At 65.5% G+C, this 15,694-nt stretch carries 19 protein-coding genes; 13 read left to right on the forward strand and 6 right to left on the reverse strand.

The window, feature by feature from the left end:
* Nucleotides 1-8 precede the first annotated feature (8 nt).
* From XH85_RS34935 to XH85_RS34960, 6 genes are all read left to right on the forward strand, one after another.
* The gene (locus tag XH85_RS34935) at nucleotides 9-998 is read left to right on the forward strand and encodes an L-threonylcarbamoyladenylate synthase (RefSeq protein WP_128935513.1); all 990 of its coding nucleotides are present in this window, start codon (nucleotides 9-11) and stop codon (nucleotides 996-998) included.
* A gap of 23 nt (nucleotides 999-1,021) precedes the next feature.
* Complete coding sequence (locus XH85_RS34940) at nucleotides 1,022-2,449, forward strand: FAD-binding oxidoreductase (RefSeq protein WP_128935514.1); 1,428 nt, start codon at nucleotides 1,022-1,024, stop codon at nucleotides 2,447-2,449.
* Nucleotides 2,446-2,889 (forward strand): GNAT family acetyltransferase, encoded by a 444-nt coding sequence (locus XH85_RS34945; protein ID WP_128935515.1) that lies wholly within the window; start codon nucleotides 2,446-2,448, stop codon nucleotides 2,887-2,889. The genes XH85_RS34940 and XH85_RS34945 overlap by 4 nt, the downstream gene beginning before the upstream one ends.
* Nucleotides 2,890-2,898: 9 nt before the next feature.
* Entirely contained in the window at nucleotides 2,899-3,480 is a 582-nt protein-coding gene (locus XH85_RS34950) for an NUDIX hydrolase (RefSeq protein WP_128935516.1), read from the forward strand.
* Between the two features lie 289 nt (nucleotides 3,481-3,769).
* Nucleotides 3,770-4,699 (forward strand): glycine reductase, encoded by a 930-nt coding sequence (locus XH85_RS34955; protein ID WP_128935517.1) that lies wholly within the window; start codon nucleotides 3,770-3,772, stop codon nucleotides 4,697-4,699.
* 35 nt (nucleotides 4,700-4,734) lie between these two features.
* A complete protein-coding gene (locus tag XH85_RS34960) occupies nucleotides 4,735-5,928 on the forward strand; it encodes a CaiB/BaiF CoA transferase family protein (protein ID WP_128935518.1) in 1,194 nt (397 codons plus the stop codon).
* Between the two features lie 114 nt (nucleotides 5,929-6,042).
* Here XH85_RS34960 and XH85_RS34965 read toward each other — a convergent pair whose 3' ends face one another.
* Nucleotides 6,043-6,801 (reverse strand): SOS response-associated peptidase, encoded by a 759-nt coding sequence (locus tag XH85_RS34965; protein ID WP_128935519.1) that lies wholly within the window; start codon nucleotides 6,799-6,801, stop codon nucleotides 6,043-6,045.
* 63 nt (nucleotides 6,802-6,864) lie between these two features.
* Here XH85_RS34965 and XH85_RS34970 point away from each other — a divergent pair, with 63 nt between their 5' ends.
* The 4 genes from XH85_RS34970 to XH85_RS34985 all read left to right on the forward strand — a co-directional run bounded on the left by XH85_RS34970 (nucleotide 6,865) and on the right by XH85_RS34985 (nucleotide 8,944).
* A complete protein-coding gene (locus XH85_RS34970; protein WP_128935520.1) occupies nucleotides 6,865-7,365 on the forward strand; it encodes a hypothetical protein in 501 nt (166 codons plus the stop codon).
* A gap of 3 nt (nucleotides 7,366-7,368) precedes the next feature.
* Nucleotides 7,369-7,803, forward strand: a complete 435-nt coding sequence (locus tag XH85_RS34975) for an NUDIX hydrolase (RefSeq protein WP_128935521.1) — start codon at nucleotides 7,369-7,371, stop codon at nucleotides 7,801-7,803.
* A 205-nt stretch (nucleotides 7,804-8,008) separates the two neighbouring features.
* Nucleotides 8,009-8,386: a TIGR02301 family protein gene (locus tag XH85_RS34980; RefSeq protein ID WP_128935522.1), complete on the forward strand. Its 378-nt coding sequence runs from the start codon at nucleotides 8,009-8,011 to the stop codon at nucleotides 8,384-8,386.
* A gap of 291 nt (nucleotides 8,387-8,677) precedes the next feature.
* Nucleotides 8,678-8,944: a hypothetical protein gene (locus tag XH85_RS34985; RefSeq protein ID WP_091892566.1), complete on the forward strand. Its 267-nt coding sequence runs from the start codon at nucleotides 8,678-8,680 to the stop codon at nucleotides 8,942-8,944.
* A 178-nt stretch (nucleotides 8,945-9,122) separates the two neighbouring features.
* Here the strand turns inward: XH85_RS34985 and XH85_RS34990 are convergent, their stop codons facing one another.
* From XH85_RS34990 to XH85_RS35010, 5 genes are all read right to left on the reverse strand, one after another.
* Nucleotides 9,123-9,443, reverse strand: coding sequence for a cupredoxin domain-containing protein (locus XH85_RS34990; RefSeq protein WP_128935523.1), 321 nt, complete (start codon nucleotides 9,441-9,443; stop codon nucleotides 9,123-9,125).
* A 9-nt stretch (nucleotides 9,444-9,452) separates the two neighbouring features.
* A complete protein-coding gene (locus tag XH85_RS34995; protein WP_128935524.1) occupies nucleotides 9,453-9,986 on the reverse strand; it encodes a DUF4142 domain-containing protein in 534 nt (177 codons plus the stop codon).
* A 91-nt stretch (nucleotides 9,987-10,077) separates the two neighbouring features.
* Nucleotides 10,078-10,767 carry an RNA polymerase sigma factor gene (locus tag XH85_RS35000; protein ID WP_164939094.1) on the reverse strand — a complete coding sequence of 230 codons (690 nt, stop codon included), beginning with the start codon at nucleotides 10,765-10,767 and terminating at the stop codon, nucleotides 10,078-10,080.
* A gap of 249 nt (nucleotides 10,768-11,016) precedes the next feature.
* Nucleotides 11,017-11,880 carry a sulfurtransferase gene (locus tag XH85_RS35005; RefSeq protein WP_128935526.1) on the reverse strand — a complete coding sequence of 288 codons (864 nt, stop codon included), beginning with the start codon at nucleotides 11,878-11,880 and terminating at the stop codon, nucleotides 11,017-11,019.
* Nucleotides 11,881-12,064: 184 nt separating this feature from the next.
* On the reverse strand, nucleotides 12,065-13,399 hold the full coding sequence (locus XH85_RS35010) for a dihydroorotase (protein WP_128935527.1): 1,335 nt from the start codon (nucleotides 13,397-13,399) through the stop codon (nucleotides 12,065-12,067).
* A gap of 96 nt (nucleotides 13,400-13,495) precedes the next feature.
* Here XH85_RS35010 and ygfZ point away from each other — a divergent pair, with 96 nt between their 5' ends.
* The 3 genes from ygfZ to XH85_RS35025 are packed head-to-tail and all read left to right on the forward strand — an operon-like array spanning nucleotide 13,496 to nucleotide 15,614.
* A complete protein-coding gene (gene ygfZ, locus XH85_RS35015; protein WP_128935528.1) occupies nucleotides 13,496-14,377 on the forward strand; it encodes a CAF17-like 4Fe-4S cluster assembly/insertion protein YgfZ in 882 nt (293 codons plus the stop codon).
* Nucleotides 14,374-15,000, forward strand: a complete 627-nt coding sequence (locus tag XH85_RS35020) for a DNA-3-methyladenine glycosylase I (RefSeq protein ID WP_128935529.1) — start codon at nucleotides 14,374-14,376, stop codon at nucleotides 14,998-15,000. The genes ygfZ and XH85_RS35020 overlap by 4 nt, the downstream gene beginning before the upstream one ends.
* Nucleotides 14,997-15,614 (forward strand): YfbR-like 5'-deoxynucleotidase, encoded by a 618-nt coding sequence (locus XH85_RS35025; RefSeq protein ID WP_128935530.1) that lies wholly within the window; start codon nucleotides 14,997-14,999, stop codon nucleotides 15,612-15,614. Before XH85_RS35020 ends, XH85_RS35025 begins: the two co-directional genes overlap by 4 nt.
* The last annotated feature ends 80 nt before the right edge of the window (nucleotides 15,615-15,694 follow it).

Genomic DNA, 15,694 nt, shown 5'->3' on the forward strand with positions numbered 1-15,694 from the left:
TTATCCCTGTGAAAACGGGTCTTGAAACGCTGATTTTACCGGCCGGAGAGGCTGCCGCCGCGGCCGCGGCCCGGGCGCTCGCGGCCGGTGGGCTGGTCGCGTTTCCGACCGAGACGGTCTATGGGCTCGGGGCGGATGCCGCCAATGCCGCCGCGATCGCCCATCTCTACGCCGCCAAGGGGCGGCCCGCGTTCAATCCGCTGATCGCCCATGTCGCGGACGTTGCCGCCGCGCGGCAGATCGGCCGGTTCGATGCACGCGCCCTGAAGCTCGCGGAGGCGTTCTGGCCGGGGCCGCTGACGCTGGTGGTGCCGAAGACGGACGACTGCCCGGTGGCCGATCTCGCCACCGCCGGCCTCGACACGGTCGCGATCCGCATCCCCGCCCATCCGGTGGCGCAGGCGATCCTGCGCGCTTTTGGCGGGGCGGTGGTGGCGCCGTCCGCAAACATCTCCGGCCATGTCTCGCCGACGTTGGCCGCCCATGTCGAAAGCGACCTTGCGGGGCGGATCGATCTGATCGTTGACGGCGGCTCCGTCGAGGTCGGCGTCGAATCGACAATTGTCGGCTGCTTCGAGACCTTGATGCTGCTCCGCCCTGGCGGGCTGTCGCGTGAGCGAATCGAGGCCGTGCTCGGCGCGCCCTTGGCGCGGCCGCCCGCGGAGGCCGAGAGCGAGGACAGCCAGCCGCTGGCGCCGGGCATGCTGGCCTCGCACTATGCGCCGCGCGCGGCCGTACGGCTCAATGCGCACGAGGTGGCACCGGGCGAAGCGCTGCTGGCATTCGGCCCGGCGCGCCTTTCCGGCGTTGATGCCGCCGCCGCTGTCATGAATTTGTCGCCCGCCGGTGATCTCGATGAAGCCGCTGCCAATCTGTTCGGCTATCTTCGCGCCCTCGATGCCAGAGGGCCACGTGCGATCGCCGTGATGGCGATCCCCGAAGAAGGACTCGGCGAAGCGATCAACGACCGGCTGCGCCGGGCTGCGGTTGCGCGATAAGAAGCTTGAGAAGAGACAACACCATGAACGTCAATCAATCCGCCACCCCGCCGCTTGCGCCCGAGTTGATCGAACAATTTCGCAAGATCGTCGGCGAGCGCCACGCGATCACCGATGCCGCAGACATCGAGGCTTACGTCACCGAGGAGCGCAATCTGTTTCACGGCCGCTCGCCGCTGGTGCTGCGTCCGGGCTCGACGGCTGAAGTCTCGGAGATCTGCAAGCTCGCCTCCGCGCACAGGATCGCGCTGGTGCCGCAGGGCGGCAATACCGGCCTCGTCGGCGGGCAGACGCCGCACAATGGCGAAGTCGTGGTGTCGTTGCGCCGGCTCGACAAGATCCGCGAGGTCGACACCGCCTCCAACACCATGACCTGCGAGGCCGGCGTCGTGCTGCAAATCGCGCAGCAGAAGGCGTCCGACGTAGACCGGCTGTTCCCGCTCTCGCTCGGCGCGGAAGGCAGCTGCACCATCGGCGGCAATCTCTCGACCAATGCCGGCGGCACCGCCGCGCTCGCCTATGGCGTCGCGCGCGAGATGGCGCTGGGGTTGGAGGTGGTACTGGCCGACGGGCGCGTGCTGAACGTGCTGTCGAAGCTGAAGAAGGACAACACCGGCTACAACCTGCACAACCTCTTCATCGGCGCGGAAGGCACGCTCGGCATCATCACGGCGGCGACTTTGAAACTGTTTCCGAAGCCGCGGGCGGTCGAAACGGCCTTCGTCGGGCTGAAGTCGCCGGCGGCGGCGCTCAAACTGCTCACGATCGCGCAGAGCGAGGCCGCCAATGTGCTGACGAGTTTCGAGCTGTTGTCGCAGATGGCGGTCGATTTCTCGATCCGCCACGGCATCGACGTGCGCGATCCGCTCGCAGAAAAGCATCCCTGGTACGTGCTGATGGAATTGTCCTCTCCGAGCGAGGATGCGCGCACGCCGCTGGAGACGATCCTGACCCGCGCCATGGAAGAGGAGATCGTCGACGATGCCGTGATCGCGGCCAACCTCACCCAGCGCGCCGGCTTCTGGAAGCTGCGCGACGAGATGTCGGCGGCACAGAAGCCGGAAGGCGGCTCGATCAAGCACGACATCTCCGTGCCCGTCGCCGCCGTGCCCGCCTTCATCGCCGAGGCCGATGCTGCCGTGGTGAAGCTGATCCCCGGCGCGCGGCCGGTGCCGTTCGGCCATCTCGGCGACGGCAATCTGCACTACAATGTCAGCCAGCCGGTCGGCGTCAACAGTGCGGACTTCCTCGCCCGCTGGCACGAGATGAACGCGGTCGTGTTCGAGATCGTGCTGCGCATGGGTGGCTCGATCTCGGCCGAGCACGGCATCGGCGTGCTCAAGCGCGACGAGCTGCCCGAGGTAAAGGACAAGACCGCGATCGAGCTGATGCGGTCGATCAAGGCGATGCTCGATCCGCTGGGAATCATGAATCCGGGGAAGGTGCTGTGAGCGCCCTTACGATCGATGCCATCACGGATGCCGACATCGAGCCCGTCGTCGCGCTGTGGCAGCGCTGCGGCCTGACCCGGCCCTGGAACGATCCGCATGCCGACATCGCGCTGGCGCGGCGCCGCGACAATTCCACCGTGCTGCTCGGCCGCGACAATGGCGCGACCGTCGCCACAATCATGGTCGGCCATGACGGCCATCGCGGCTGGGTCTATTACGTCGCCGTCGATCCCGACCGCCAGAAGCGCGGCTACGGCCGCGTCATCATGACAGCGGCCGAGGACTGGCTGCGCGCGGCCGGAATTCTCAAGCTCCAGCTCCTGGTCCGGCGCGAAAACGCGCAGGCCAATGCGTTCTACCAGTCACTGGGCTTCGAGGAATCCACCTCGGTGATGTTCCAGAAGTGGCTCGACGGCCGCGCCACGACTTCAAGCAACTGAGATCGAGCCATGACCATTTCCGACCGTGTCCGCATCAAGGACGTCCGCGTGCTCTCCGACAATTGGACTCCCCTGAAGAACACCACGCTCGAGTACCGGCGCGCCAATGGCGAGTGGCAGACGCAGCACCGCGAGACCTATGAGCGCGACAACGCCGCGGCCGTGCTGCCCTACAACCGCGCCCGGCGCACGGTGATCCTGGTGCGCCAGTTCCGTCTGCCCGCCTATATCCGCGGCTACGACGATCTGCTGATCGAAGCGGCCGCCGGCGTGCTCGACGATGCCGCCCCCGAGGTGCGCATCCGCGCCGAGGCCGAGGAGGAAACCGGTTATCGCCTGCACGACGTCCACAAGGTGTTCGAGGCCTTCATGAGCCCCGGCGCCATCACCGAGAAGCTGCACTTCTTCGTCGCCGAATACGAGCCGGAGATGCGGGTCAGCAACGGCGGCGGCCTCGAACATGAGGGCGAGGACATCGAGGTGCTGGAGCTTTCCATCGACGAGGCGCTGGCGATGATCGCAGACGGCCGCATCATCGACGCCAAGGCGATCATGCTGCTTCAGTATGTGGCACTGCAGGTGTTCAGGTAGGTGACGCTCTTCACCCTCCCCTGGAGGGGAGGGTCGATCGCGCGCAGCGCGAGCGGGGTGGAGTGATCTTTCCACTCGGGCTCTGTTGGATGTGGAGAGACCGTCACCCCACCCCGGCTCACATTTCGCTACGCTCCATGTGAGCCGACCCTCCCCCTCCAGGGGAGGGTAAGAGTCCGCGCCGCATCATCCTCATCTGCAATTCTGGCCTGCGCCACCCCACTCCCCGTTGAGCAACTCGAAAACTATCTCTAGTCTGGGCCCTAACCAAGAACCAGGAGACGCGCCCATGTCCGCTCCGCGCGACGACGAATTTGGCTTTGCGCCCGACTACGATTCGCCCGTGCCCTACATGCAGCGCACGCGCGACTATTACGCGGCGATCGGCTACACCACGCCTTATCGCTGGGCGCACTACACGGAGGCACCGTTCCAGCCGCTGAAGAAGCCATTGGCGCAGTCGCGCGTGACGATCATCACGACCGCGGCGCCGTTCGATCCGGCCAAGGGCGATCAGGGGCCGGGCGCGGCGTATAATGGCAGCGCGAAATTCTACCAGGTCTATGACGGCGACACGTCGAAAGAGCACGACCTTCGCATCTCGCACATCGGCTACGACCGCAAGCACACCAGCGCGACCGACAGCGGCACCTGGTTTCCGCTGCCGCAGCTCCTGATGGCCAGCGCCGCTGGCCGCATCGGCGAGGTCGCGCCGCGTTTCTTCGGCGCACCGACCAACCGCAGCCATCGGGTCACGCTGGATACCGACGCGCCGGAGATCCTGGCGCGCTGTCTTGCCGACAAGGTCGACGTCGCCGTGCTGGTGCCGAACTGCCCGGTCTGCCACCAGACCACCGCGCTAGTCGCGCGGCACCTGGAGCGGAACGGCATTCCGACCGTGATCATGGGCTGCGCCAAGGACATCATCGAGCACGCGGCCGTGCCGCGCTTCCTGTTCTCCGATTTCCCGCTCGGCAATTCCGCCGGCAAGCCACACGACATCGCCTCGCAGGCGCAGACGCTCGAGCTCGCGCTAAAACTGCTGGAGACCGCAAGCGGTCCGCAGACGACGATGCAGTCGCCGCTGCGCTGGAGCGAGGATGCCTCCTGGAAGCTCGACTACAACAACGTGGCGCAGCTTTCGCCGGAAGAGCTGGCGCGGCGCCGCGCCGAATTCGACAAGCAGAAGGAGATCGCGCGCGGCAACCGCGCCGCCTGACGTCCTCCGATAACGAAGAAAAAGGGGAGAGCGACGTGACGCGACCGTTCGAGGGCGTGAAGATCCTGGACTTCACGCAAGTGCTGGCCGGTCCCTATGCGAGCTATCAGCTCGCGCTGCTAGGAGCCGACGTCATCAAGGTCGAGCGGCGCGAGGGCGAGGACATGCGCCGCACGCCGCTCAGCCGCGAATGGGCCGAGCGCGGGCTGGCGCCGGCATTCCAGGCCATCAACGGCAACAAGCGCAGCCTGACGCTCGATCTGCAGAAGCCGGAGGCGATCGCGATCGTGAAGAAGCTCGCAGAGACCGTCGACGTCGTGATGGAGAATTTCCGCCCCGGCGTGATGGACAAGCTCGGCATCGGCTACGAGGCGCTCTCGGCGATCAATCCGAAGCTGATCTATTGCGCCGTATCAGGCTTCGGCCAGACCGGCCCGGACCGCTTGCGGCCCGGCTATGACGGCAAGATGCAGGCGCTGTCCGGGATCATGGCGATCACCGGCCATCCCGAGACGGGACCGACGCGCGCGGGCTTTGCGGTGTGCGACGTGCTGTCGGGCGCGACCGCTGCGTTTGGCGTGTCGAGCGCACTGTATCAGCGCGACCGCACCGGCAAGGGCCAGCTCATCGACGTCTCCATGCTCGAGGCGACGATGGCGTTTCTGTCAGGGCAGATCGCGGACTGGTCGGTCGCCGGCCACCGTCAAACACTTTCGGGCAACCAGGCGGTGAGCCGCAGGACCACGGCCAACCTGTTCAAATGCGGCGACGGCCACATCCTGCTCGCGGTCAACAACGAGAAGCAGTACCGCGCGCTGATGAGCACACTCGGCCGCGAGGACACGCTGAGTGATCCGCGCTTTGCCGACTGGTTCTCCCGCAACGAGAACGAGGGCGCGCTCCGCGCCATCATCGAGGAAGCGCTGGCGGCAAGGCCGGCACGCGAATGGGAGACGATCCTGGAAGACGCCGGCGCACCCTGCGCCAGCATTTGGAAGGTCGAGGAGGTGATCGACCACCCGCAAATCAAGGCACGCGGCGCGATCCAGGAGCTGGACACGCCCTATGGGCGCCTGCGCTTTGCCGGCAGCGGGTTCAAGCTCGCCCATGGCGGCGGCAAGCTGGACCACATGGCGCCGGAGCTGGGCGCGGATACGGATGCGGTGCTGGGCGAGCTGGGATTCGACGCGGCGGAGATCGCAGCGCTGCGGGCAAGGGAGATTGTGTGAAACACCGCTGCCGTAGGGTGGGCAAAGGCGCAACGCGCCGTGCCCACCACCTATCGATTGCTTGGCGCACGATGGTGGGCACGCTTCGCTTTGCCCACCCTACGGCATCGGCGATCAGAACAACGACCCCTGCCCGTCATCCACCGAGGTAACCGCAGCCTTCCGCGCCACCTTCTTCGGCTTCACCACCTCCGCCGCCATCTCCTCCGCACTGATCTGCAGCAGCAACTGCTCGTCGTCATTGGCGACGCGGTTGACGCGGGTGGAGACCGGATGCCAGGCGAACTCGCCGATGCGCGGGGCGGCCATCAGCGGCAGGATCGCGTCGATTTCGTCGCTGCGGCAGTCGAGCCAGCGCTCGAAATCGCGCGGGCCGATGGTGACGGGCACGCGGTCATGCAGTGCGGCGAGATCCTCGCCCGCCGCCGCCGTGACGATCGCGACCGTGTCGAGTTCCTCGCCGTTCGGCCCGACCCATGTCTCGAACACCGCAGCAAAGCCGAGCGGCGCGCCGTCGGCGCGATGGATGAAGAAGGGCTGCTTGCGGCCACCCTCCGCCTTCCACTCGTAATAGCCGTCCGCCGGGATCAGGCCGCGCCGGCGGCGAATCGCCTTTTTGAAGGCGGGCTTCTCCAGCACCGTCTCGGAGCGGGCGTTGATCAGGAGCGTAAATCCGCGGGGGTCCTTGACCCAGCTCGGCAGCAGGCCCCAACGCATCAGGCGGAAATGGCGTGCGTCGTTCTCGATCAGCACGACCGGAATCGGCTGCGTCGGGGCGACGTTGTACCGAGGCGGGAAATTCGGCTGCTCGACATAGCCGAACAGTTGCCGCAAAGCCGCGGGGGCCGAAGTTATGACGAAGCGTCCACACATCCTGGGGTATCTATATAGGGTCCGTTCAGGTCCTTTTAACCCCGAACGTTAACACTGCGGCCGATGAGCTCAACGGTCTCCCAACCCGCGCGGACGCATGTACAGACGGGCCCCGAGGCCGCCGCCTGGGCCGAGCGGCTGCGCGTCGCCAACATCAATCCGCGGACCGGGCTTGCCACCGACTATCTCAACCATTTCAATGAAGCCGTGATGCTGCTGGAAATGGTCCCCGACATGCCGGAATGCGCGGAAGATTTTCTGACCTGGACGCCACTGTCCTATGCCGAGCATTTCACCGCGTCGAATTTCAGGGCGCGCGACCTCGCCATCGAGGCCTATGAGAAGGCCGATCCCAACGTGCGCGCCCAGTTCGACCACATCACGGATACCATGACGTCGATCCTGACCGCGGTCGGCTCGGCCATGCGCGAGGTCGAGAAGGACACGACGCGCGTCCGGCTCGCCGAGCAGGCCACGGCCTGGGTCAAGCCGCTGATCGCGGCCTGCGGCGGCATCATCAATGGCGGCGCCGAAGCCGACATCGACACCATCATGGCGAACTGAGCCGTGGTTTCGGCGGTCCAGCCTGCTCACCCCCAGATTGCGGTCAGTGCCGCGATTTTTCGCGACGGCAAGGTGCTTCTGACCCGCCGCGCCCGCTCGCCCGCAAAAGGGTTCTATTCGCTGCCCGGCGGCCGGGTCGAGTTCGGCGAATCGCTGCACCAGGCCCTGCTGCGCGAGGTCGATGAGGAGACCGGGCTCGCCATCGAGATCATTGGTCTCGCCGGCTGGCGCGAGGTGCTGCCGGCGGCGGCCGGAGCCGGTCATTACCTGATCATGTCCTTTGCCGCCCGCTGGGTAGCCAAGGAACCCGTTCTCAACGACGAGCTCGACGACTACCGCTGGATTGCCCCGGACGCGTTGGCAGGCCTCGCCGACCTCAAGCTGACCGGGGGGCTGGAGGAGGTCATCCAGTCGGCGCGGCGTCTGATTGGGGCTTAGAGCGAGCCGCGAGCTCCGCTGCACCTCTCCCGCTTGCGGGAGAGGTCGACGCGCGAGAGCGCGGCGGGTTAGGGTTTTCTCCTCTTGGGGATTCTCGCCCGCGGAAGCACCCTCTCCCCACCCCTCCCCCGCAAGCGGAGGAGGGAGCGCACCGCTCCCGTGGCTCGCCTTGCGTCCATTGAGCGAAGGGGGCATACACCCGGCGATGTCCACGCGATTTCTGGCCATTTTTGTCCTGATTCTCGCCTGCGCCTCCGTGCCCGCCCGGGGCCAGGAGGGGGCAGCGCCGTTTGACGGCGATTTGCAGCGGCTGGCGGAGATCCTCGGCGGGCTGCACTATCTGCGCGGCATCTGCGGGTCCAACGAGGGCAACAAATGGCGCAACGAGATGCAGGCGCTAATCGATGCCGAAACCCCCTCCGGCGAGCGCCGCACCCGCATGATCGCCGGCTTCAACCGCGGCTATAACGGCTTCCAGCAGACCTATCGGAGCTGCACGCCGGCGGCCACGGTGGCGATCCGCCGCTATATCGAGGAAGGCTCGAAGATCTCGCGCGATCTCACGGCGCGCTACGCGAACTAGACTCTTTCTTTCAATCGCGCCCTGCGCTGCTAGTCCCTCATCCTGAGGAGCCGCGAAGCGGCGTCTCGAAGGATGAAGAGCCCGGCTGCAACAGCGTGGGCCTCTATGGTTCGAGACGGCGCTGCGCGCCTCCCCACCATGAGGGTTTGGCGGTAGCTGGAACTCTGTCATCGATTTTGTTCACAGCCGTTAACCGTTCTTAAAGATGTGGCCTAGCGGTCGTTAACGCCCGTGCTACACCTCTCGCACAGCGCATCGCCGTGGATCGCGCCCCAGCCCTGATCGAGTTTCATGAGCCAGCCGATTTCCTACGCCCCCGCCCGCGCGCCACTGCCCGATCACGAGCAGAAGCAGGCCGCACTGAGCTATCTCAATGAGGCATGGGCCGAGGCGCGCCATGAAGGTGTCGACGGCGACTGCCTTGCGCAGGCGAGCCTGTTCGCGGCCTTTGCCGAACTCGTCGGCACCTACGGCGAGGACGCGGTGGCGAAATTCGTCGAGGGCTTTCCCGGCCGTATCCGCAACGGTGAATTCTCGGTCAGCCTCTCCAGGCAATAACCGTTTTCGAAAAATGACCCCGCCACGGGACGGGGCCAGTTCACGGATGAATGACTTTGCGAAGTGCTCGCGAAGTCTGCCGCGATTTATCGCATGGAAGCGATTGAACGCGGACAAGCATTAGTCTGGCGATGACCGGGAGACGTTCCCGATGCGATCGGGAATGCACGCCCAGGGATCAGGGCTCGACTTTCAGAGTCGCCTTCATATTGGGATGATAGCGACAGTAGTAGCCGACCGTTCCCGCCTTCTTCAAAACGAACGTCGCTGACTTCTTCGGCAGCAGAGGAACGTCGAAATCGCCATTGGTCGCGGTGGCGGTGTGGGCGAAGATGTCCTTGTTGATCCACTCAACGGTGTCGCCGACCTTGGCCGAGATTTCGGCCGGCGAGATCACGAGATTGTCCATCGTGATTTGAATGGTCGCCGCACGTGCCGGGACGACCACTGACAGGACCATGACCGCAAGCGCGATCGAGGCGAGGCGTCCCGGCTTCATCGCACCCTCCTATTTCAGCTCGGCCGCGACGTGCTCGGCGTGCTGCTGATGGCCCTGGAAGATCTTCAGGCCGGTCTGCAACAGGCTCTTCAGCTCGTTATTGCTCGCGGACGGAATGAGCTGGGTCTCGAGCGCGCTATTGACCGCCTTGTGGTAGGCGACCTCGTTCTGGACATAGGCCTTGTCGAAGGCGGCGCCGCTCAGCTTGTCGAGCTCAGCCATCTTGTCACTCGCCTGCTTCGACAGCGCCCGGCTGGTGTCGTTATCTTCAGGCGTGACGTTCAGCTTTTTGACCAGCGCGAGCGCCTGCTTGTTGACCGCCTCGTGGTCGCGCAGCATGTCCTCGGCGAAGGCCTTGACGTCCTTGTTCTTGGCTTTCTTCTGCGCCTGCTTGGCCGCGCTGATGTCGATCACGCCCGCGGTGTAGGCGATATGGGCGATCTGCGGATCGGTGGGCTTGTCGGCTGCGCGAGCGCCCTGCAGCAGCGCAGGACTCGACAGCAGGACGGCTGCGGCGATCGCCGCGCTCGATCGGAAGAACATGGCTTGATACTCCTGTGGTGCCGGACGTTTGGGCCGGCGCGTTGCTTCACAGGAGTTGGATGGGCATTTCGCGCAAACGTTCCCGAAAACTTTAGCTGCCGAAGCCGAGCCGCTTCAGCACTGCTTCAGTCAAGCGCTCACAGCGCCACCCGGCGAACGGGAACGCATCCATCACCACCGGGCCGATCTCCTTCTCGACGTTCTCGCGCAGCATGGTGCGGGCGCGGTGCAGCCGCGTCTTCACGGTCTCAGGCTTGACGGCGAGCAGATCGGCGGTCTCCTCGATACTCATGCCTTCCATGACCCGGGCGACGAACACCATGCGGAAGACATCCGGCAACTCGTCGATGGCGCGTTCGACGACGCGCTGGATTTCACGTTGGGCCATTGTCCTTTCCGGATCACCTGCGGGAGAAACGGGAAACTTGATGATCTGCGCGTCGAGCGCGGCATCTGGTATCGCGCCAAGTTCGACATCGGGCTTTCGGCTGCGCACCCGGCCGAGCGCCTCGTTGATGGCGATGCGCGACAGCCAGGTCGACAACCCGGCCTCGCCCCGGAAGCCATCGAGACGGGTGAACGCGCGGACGTAGGTTTCCTGCACCACGTCCTCGGCTTCGCTGTCGCTGCGCAGGATTCCGCGCGCGAGGCGATAGAGCCTGCGGTTGTTGGCCTGCATGATCTCGCGCAAGGCGGCTTCGTCTCGGCCCCGCGCCCGGTCGATCAGCTCGGCTTCCAATGTCCTGGCGCCGGCGGACAGGCCGGCTGCGGTCCGTTGCATGGCTGTTACCTGCTTGTTTCGCTTCGTTCCGGACATTGGATGCAGGCCCAAACGAAAGGTTCCCAACATTCTTACTCGGGGCTCCGACCCGGAGGGGGAGGGTCGCTTCGCATGGAGCAAAGCGCAATGCGAAGCGGGGTGGGGTGATCTCTCCAAACGGGCACTGCCAATGGCGAAAGACTGTCACCCCACCCCGCTCGCGCTGCGCGCGACCGACCCTCCCCCTCCAGGGGAGGGTAAGTAAGCACCCTAATCCGTCTCGATCGGCAGCGCCGGATCCCGCGCCCATTCGCCCATGGAGGCGTCATAGAGCGTGAGCTTATCGTAGCCGAGCTGCGTCAGCATGAGCAGGTCGATCGTCGCCGAGATGCCGCCGCCGCAATACAGGATCACATTCTTGTCGCGCGTAACGCCTTGGGCCGTGAATTTGGCCTCGGCATCGGCCAGTGTCGTCAGCGTTTTGTCGGCATTGGTGAGCGACGCCGCCGGGACGTTGACGCTGCCCGGCACACGGCCGGGCCGGCCGTAGCGGCTCGGCTCGAGACCCTGATGAAATTGCGGACCGAGCGCGTTGAGGATCACCGTCGCGGGATCGCCGATCCGGGCCTTCACAGTATCCTTGTCGACGAAGAAGGCTCGGCGCGGGGCGGCCTTGAACGTGGTTGCCGGATAGCCCTTCGGCGCACCTCTCTCGACCGGGCGCCCCTCGTCCTTCCATTTGTCGAAACCGCCGTCGAGCACACGCGCATCGACGCCGAGCGAGCGCAGCATCCACCAGAACCGCGTCGACCACATCATCGTGCCGATGCTGTAGAGCACGATGGTCTTGGACGCATCGAGGCCGTGCCGGCCGAAGGCAGCCTCCAACTGGGCCACATCGGGCATCATGAAAAACTGTTGCGACGAGGTGTCGGAGAACTCGCCCTGCAGGTCGAGGAAATCGGCGCCGGGAATGTGGCCGGCCGCAAACGTCTTGTCGCCGGGCACCGCACGATACGGCACATCGCTGCCCGGCGGCACCGGCTCGTTGTAGGTCGTGCAGTCGTAGAGGCGGAGATTATGATCGCCGAGCAGGCCTGCGAGTTGCTCAGTGGTGATGAGCGGTTGAGTCATAGAATGCTCTCCCATGCTTCCTCAATGTCGTCCCGGCGAAGGCCGGGACCCATACCGCGTGACCTATCGGTGAACGGAGGTATTCGTACCGAGAGAAGGCCCAGCAACGACTAGTCTCCGCCAAACGTCTCCCTGTGGTTATGGGTCCCGGCCTTCGCCGGGACGACACCGAGTGTGGAGCGGCCTACGCCTTCAGCGTCTCCAGAAACCGCACCGGCTCGCCTAGCGAGGCCGTCACCAACTCGCCCTGCCACATCACGCGGCGGCCGCGGATGAAGGTGCCGACGGGCCATCCGGTGACGCGGACGCCGTCATAGGGGGTCCAGCCGGCTTTGGATGCCACCCATTTGTTGGTGATGGTCTCGCTGCGCTTCAGGTCGACGATGGTGAAGTCGGCGTCGTAGCCGGCGGCGATGCGGCCCTTGCAGGCCATGTTGTAGACGCGCGCGGGGCCGGCGCTGGTGAGATCGACGAACCGTGCCAGTGACAGCCGGCCGGCACTGACGTGATCGAGCATGATCGGCACCAGCGTCTGCACGCCGGTCATGCCGGAGGGCGAGGCCGGATAGGTCTTCTGCTTCTCGTCCAGCGCATGCGGGGCGTGGTCGGAGCCGAGCACGTCGATGATGCCCTGCTCGATGCCACGCCAGATTCCGGCGCGATGTTCGGCGCCGCGCACCGGCGGATTCATCTGCGCCAGCGTGCCGAGCCGCTCGTAGCATTCGGGCGCGGCCAGCGTGAGATGATGCGGCGTTGCTTCGCAGGAGGCGACGTCCTTGTGGTCGCGCAGGAACTCGATCTCTTCCTTGGTCGAGATGTGCAGCACATGGATGCGCTTGCCCGTCTCATGCGCGAGCTTGACCAGGCGCTGTGTCGCCATCAGCGCCGCGGTCTCGTCGCGCCAGACCGGATGCGACCGCGCATCGCCCTCGATGCGCAGCGATTTGCGGTCGTTGAGGCGGTACTCGTCCTCGGCGTGGAACGCGGCGCGGCGGCGGATGACCTGGAAGATGCGCCGCAGGCTCTCGTCGTCCTCCACCAGCAGCGCGCCGGTCGAGGAGCCAATGAACACCTTGACGCCGGCGCAGCCCGGCGCGCGCTCCAGCACCGGCAGATCCTGCACATTCTCGCGGGTGCCGCCGATGAAAAAGGCGAAATCGCAATGCATGCGGTGACGAGCGCGCTTCACCTTGTCGGTGAATTCGGCTTCCGTCACCGTGAGGGGCGAGGTGTTCGGCATCTCGAACACGGCGGTGACGCCGCCCATCACGGCGCTGCGCGAGCCGGTCTCGAGGTCTTCCTTGTGCGTCAGCCCGGGCTCGCGGAAATGCACCTGCGTATCCATCACGCCGGGCAGGATGTGCAGGCCCTTGCAGTCGATCACCTCCGCGGCGCTGGCTTGTGACAGCGCGCCGATCTCGGCGATGCGGCCACCCGTGATGCCGATATCGCGCAGGCCCTCGCCGTCCTGGTTGACCACGGTGCCGCCTTTGAGGATCACGTCGAAACGCTGAGTCATGGGGCCTCTCTCATCCCCAAGCGCAGGGCTCGAGGTCTTGTCGTTTTTGCCTTGCGGGCTTACGTTCCGGAGCAACATGTCGCAAGAGATTTTCGCATGAAATCAGCGTTTCTTCCCGACCGGGGCGTGGTCAAGGTCGCGGGCGAGGATGCGCGCAACTTCCTCAACGGCCTCGTCACCACCGATGTCGACAGGCTCAAGCCGGGCTTGGGGCGATTCGGCGCGCTGCTGACGCCGCAGGGCAAGATCATCGTCGATTTCCTCATCACGGAGGTGCCCGCCGGCCATGGCGGCGGGTTCCTGATCGATTGCCCGAAAGCGCTGGCCGAGGGCCTCGCCACCAAGCTGAAATTCTACAAGCTGCGCGCCAAGGTCACGGTGGAAAACCTCTCCGATGCTCTGGGTGTGCTCGCAGCCTGGGACGGCCAGCCTGCCGCTCAGCCCGACCTCGGCTTCGCCGATCCACGCCACAATGAGCTCGGCTATCGCATCCTGATCCCCGAGGATCTCAAGCAGAAGCTGTCCGATCTCATCGGCGCCGAGCTGGTCGATGCCGCCGAATACGAGGCTCACCGCATCGCGCTCGGCGTGCCGCGCGGCGGGCTCGATTTCATGTACAGCGACGCCTTCCCGCACGAGACCAATATGGACCGGCTTGCCGGCGTCGATTTCGACAAGGGCTGCTATGTCGGCCAGGAGGTCGTCTCGCGCATGCAGCATCGCGGCACCGCGCGCACCCGCAGCGTCAAGGTGCTGCTTGAGGGACCCTCGCCCGAGATTGGTGCCACGATTCTCGCCGGCGACAAGCCGGTCGGCACCATCGGCTCGACCGCCGGCGGCAAAGGCATCGCGCTGGTGCGTGTCGACCGCGTCGCCGATGCGCTCGATGTGGGCCAGCCGCTCACAGCGGGCGGCCTCGCGCTGACGCTCGCCGAACCCGACATCGTCCGCATTCCATCGAAGCAACCCATCGCATGAGCCGCGCTCCTCGCCTGCATCCCGACGGAAAGACCCGCTGCCCCTGGCCCGGCGAAGATCCGCTCTATGTCGCCTATCACGACACCGAATGGGGCGTACCTGAGTATGACGACCGCGCACTCTACGAAAAGCTGATCCTCGACGGCTTCCAGGCCGGCCTCTCCTGGATCACGATCCTGCGCAAGCGCGACAATTTCCGCAAAGCCTTCGACGATTTCCAGCCGGAGAAGATCGCGCGCTACAACGACAAGAAGGTGCACGCGCTGATGAACGATGCCGGCATCGTGCGCAACAAGGCCAAGATCGACGGTACGATCCTGAGCGCAAAATCGTATCTGGAGATCATGGAGAAGGGACCGGGCTTCTCGAAGCTGTTGTGGGACTTCATGGACGGTCGCCCCAAGGTCAACAATTTCAAGACCAGCGCGAGCGTACCAGCCTCGACGCCGCTGTCGGTGCAGATCTCCAAGGAGCTGTCCTCGCGCGGCTTCAAGTTCGTCGGCCCGACCATCGTCTACGCCTTCATGCAGGCGACCGGCATGGTCAACGACCATCTGGTCGACTGCCATTGTCACGCGACCTGCGGCAAGACGCAGCGCAAGCCGCGCCTCAAGGCCAAATGACAGCCGAGAAGAAGACCGCGCGCGATGCGCAGTCCCGCGCCTGGCAGCGCATGCTGTCGGGCCGGCGGCTCGATCTGCTCGATCCCTCCCCGCTCGACGTCGAGATCGCCGACATCGCGCACGGGCTGGCGCGCGTGGCCCGTTGGAACGGCCAAACCATTGGCACCCACATCTTCTCGGTCGCGCAGCATACGCTGCTGGTGGAGACCGTGATGCGGCATGAGATGCCGCGCGTCGACCAGCGCGTGCGGCTCGCAGCCCTGCTGCATGACGCACCCGAGTATGTCATCGGCGACATGATCTCCCCGTTCAAGGCCGTGCTCGAGGGCCATTACAAAACGGTCGAGAAACGCCTGCTCAGCGCCATCCACATCCGCTTCGGGCTGCCGCCGGTGCTGCCGGAGGAGATCACGCAGGCGATCAAGGCCGCCGACCGCGGCGCGGCTTATCTGGAGGCGACCGAGCTTGCCGGTTTCAGCGAGAGCGAGGCACGGCGCCTGTTCGGCAAGGATCCCGGCCTACCCGACAGCGTCCGGCGCGACTATCTCACGCCCTGGACCGCGGCGCGGGCCGAGAAGCAGTTCCTGGAGCGGTTTGGCGCGGTGATTGCGTAGGGCAGTGGTGCCTCGATCTCTGTTGTCGTCCCGGCGCAGGCCGGGGACCCATACTCCGGGAAGGGGTTTTGCGAAGACTG

The organism is Bradyrhizobium zhanjiangense, from assembly GCF_004114935.1.
Classification (GTDB): domain Bacteria; phylum Pseudomonadota; class Alphaproteobacteria; order Rhizobiales; family Xanthobacteraceae; genus Bradyrhizobium; species Bradyrhizobium zhanjiangense.

Bases quoted from the DNA above. Each gene is read 5' to 3' on its own strand.
- XH85_RS34940 (WP_128935514.1), top strand. From the start codon at position 1,022: ATGAACGTCAATCAATCCGCCACCCCGCCGCTTGCGCCCGAGTTGATC.
- XH85_RS34950 (WP_128935516.1), top strand. From the start codon at position 2,899: ATGACCATTTCCGACCGTGTCCGCATCAAGGACGTCCGCGTGCTCTCC.
- XH85_RS34955 (WP_128935517.1), top strand. From the start codon at position 3,770: ATGTCCGCTCCGCGCGACGACGAATTTGGCTTTGCGCCCGACTACGAT.
- XH85_RS34965 (WP_128935519.1), bottom strand. From the start codon at position 6,801: ATGTGTGGACGCTTCGTCATAACTTCGGCCCCCGCGGCTTTGCGGCAA.
- XH85_RS34970 (WP_128935520.1), top strand. From the start codon at position 6,865: ATGAGCTCAACGGTCTCCCAACCCGCGCGGACGCATGTACAGACGGGC.
- XH85_RS34980 (WP_128935522.1), top strand. From the start codon at position 8,009: ATGTCCACGCGATTTCTGGCCATTTTTGTCCTGATTCTCGCCTGCGCC.
- XH85_RS34985 (WP_091892566.1), top strand. From the start codon at position 8,678: ATGAGCCAGCCGATTTCCTACGCCCCCGCCCGCGCGCCACTGCCCGAT.
- XH85_RS34990 (WP_128935523.1), bottom strand. From the start codon at position 9,443: ATGAAGCCGGGACGCCTCGCCTCGATCGCGCTTGCGGTCATGGTCCTG.
- XH85_RS34995 (WP_128935524.1), bottom strand. From the start codon at position 9,986: ATGTTCTTCCGATCGAGCGCGGCGATCGCCGCAGCCGTCCTGCTGTCG.
- XH85_RS35000 (WP_164939094.1), bottom strand. From the start codon at position 10,767: ATGCAACGGACCGCAGCCGGCCTGTCCGCCGGCGCCAGGACATTGGAA.
- XH85_RS35005 (WP_128935526.1), bottom strand. From the start codon at position 11,880: ATGACTCAACCGCTCATCACCACTGAGCAACTCGCAGGCCTGCTCGGC.
- XH85_RS35010 (WP_128935527.1), bottom strand. From the start codon at position 13,399: ATGACTCAGCGTTTCGACGTGATCCTCAAAGGCGGCACCGTGGTCAAC.
- ygfZ (WP_128935528.1), top strand. From the start codon at position 13,496: ATGAAATCAGCGTTTCTTCCCGACCGGGGCGTGGTCAAGGTCGCGGGC.
- XH85_RS35020 (WP_128935529.1), top strand. From the start codon at position 14,374: ATGAGCCGCGCTCCTCGCCTGCATCCCGACGGAAAGACCCGCTGCCCC.
- XH85_RS35025 (WP_128935530.1), top strand. From the start codon at position 14,997: ATGACAGCCGAGAAGAAGACCGCGCGCGATGCGCAGTCCCGCGCCTGG.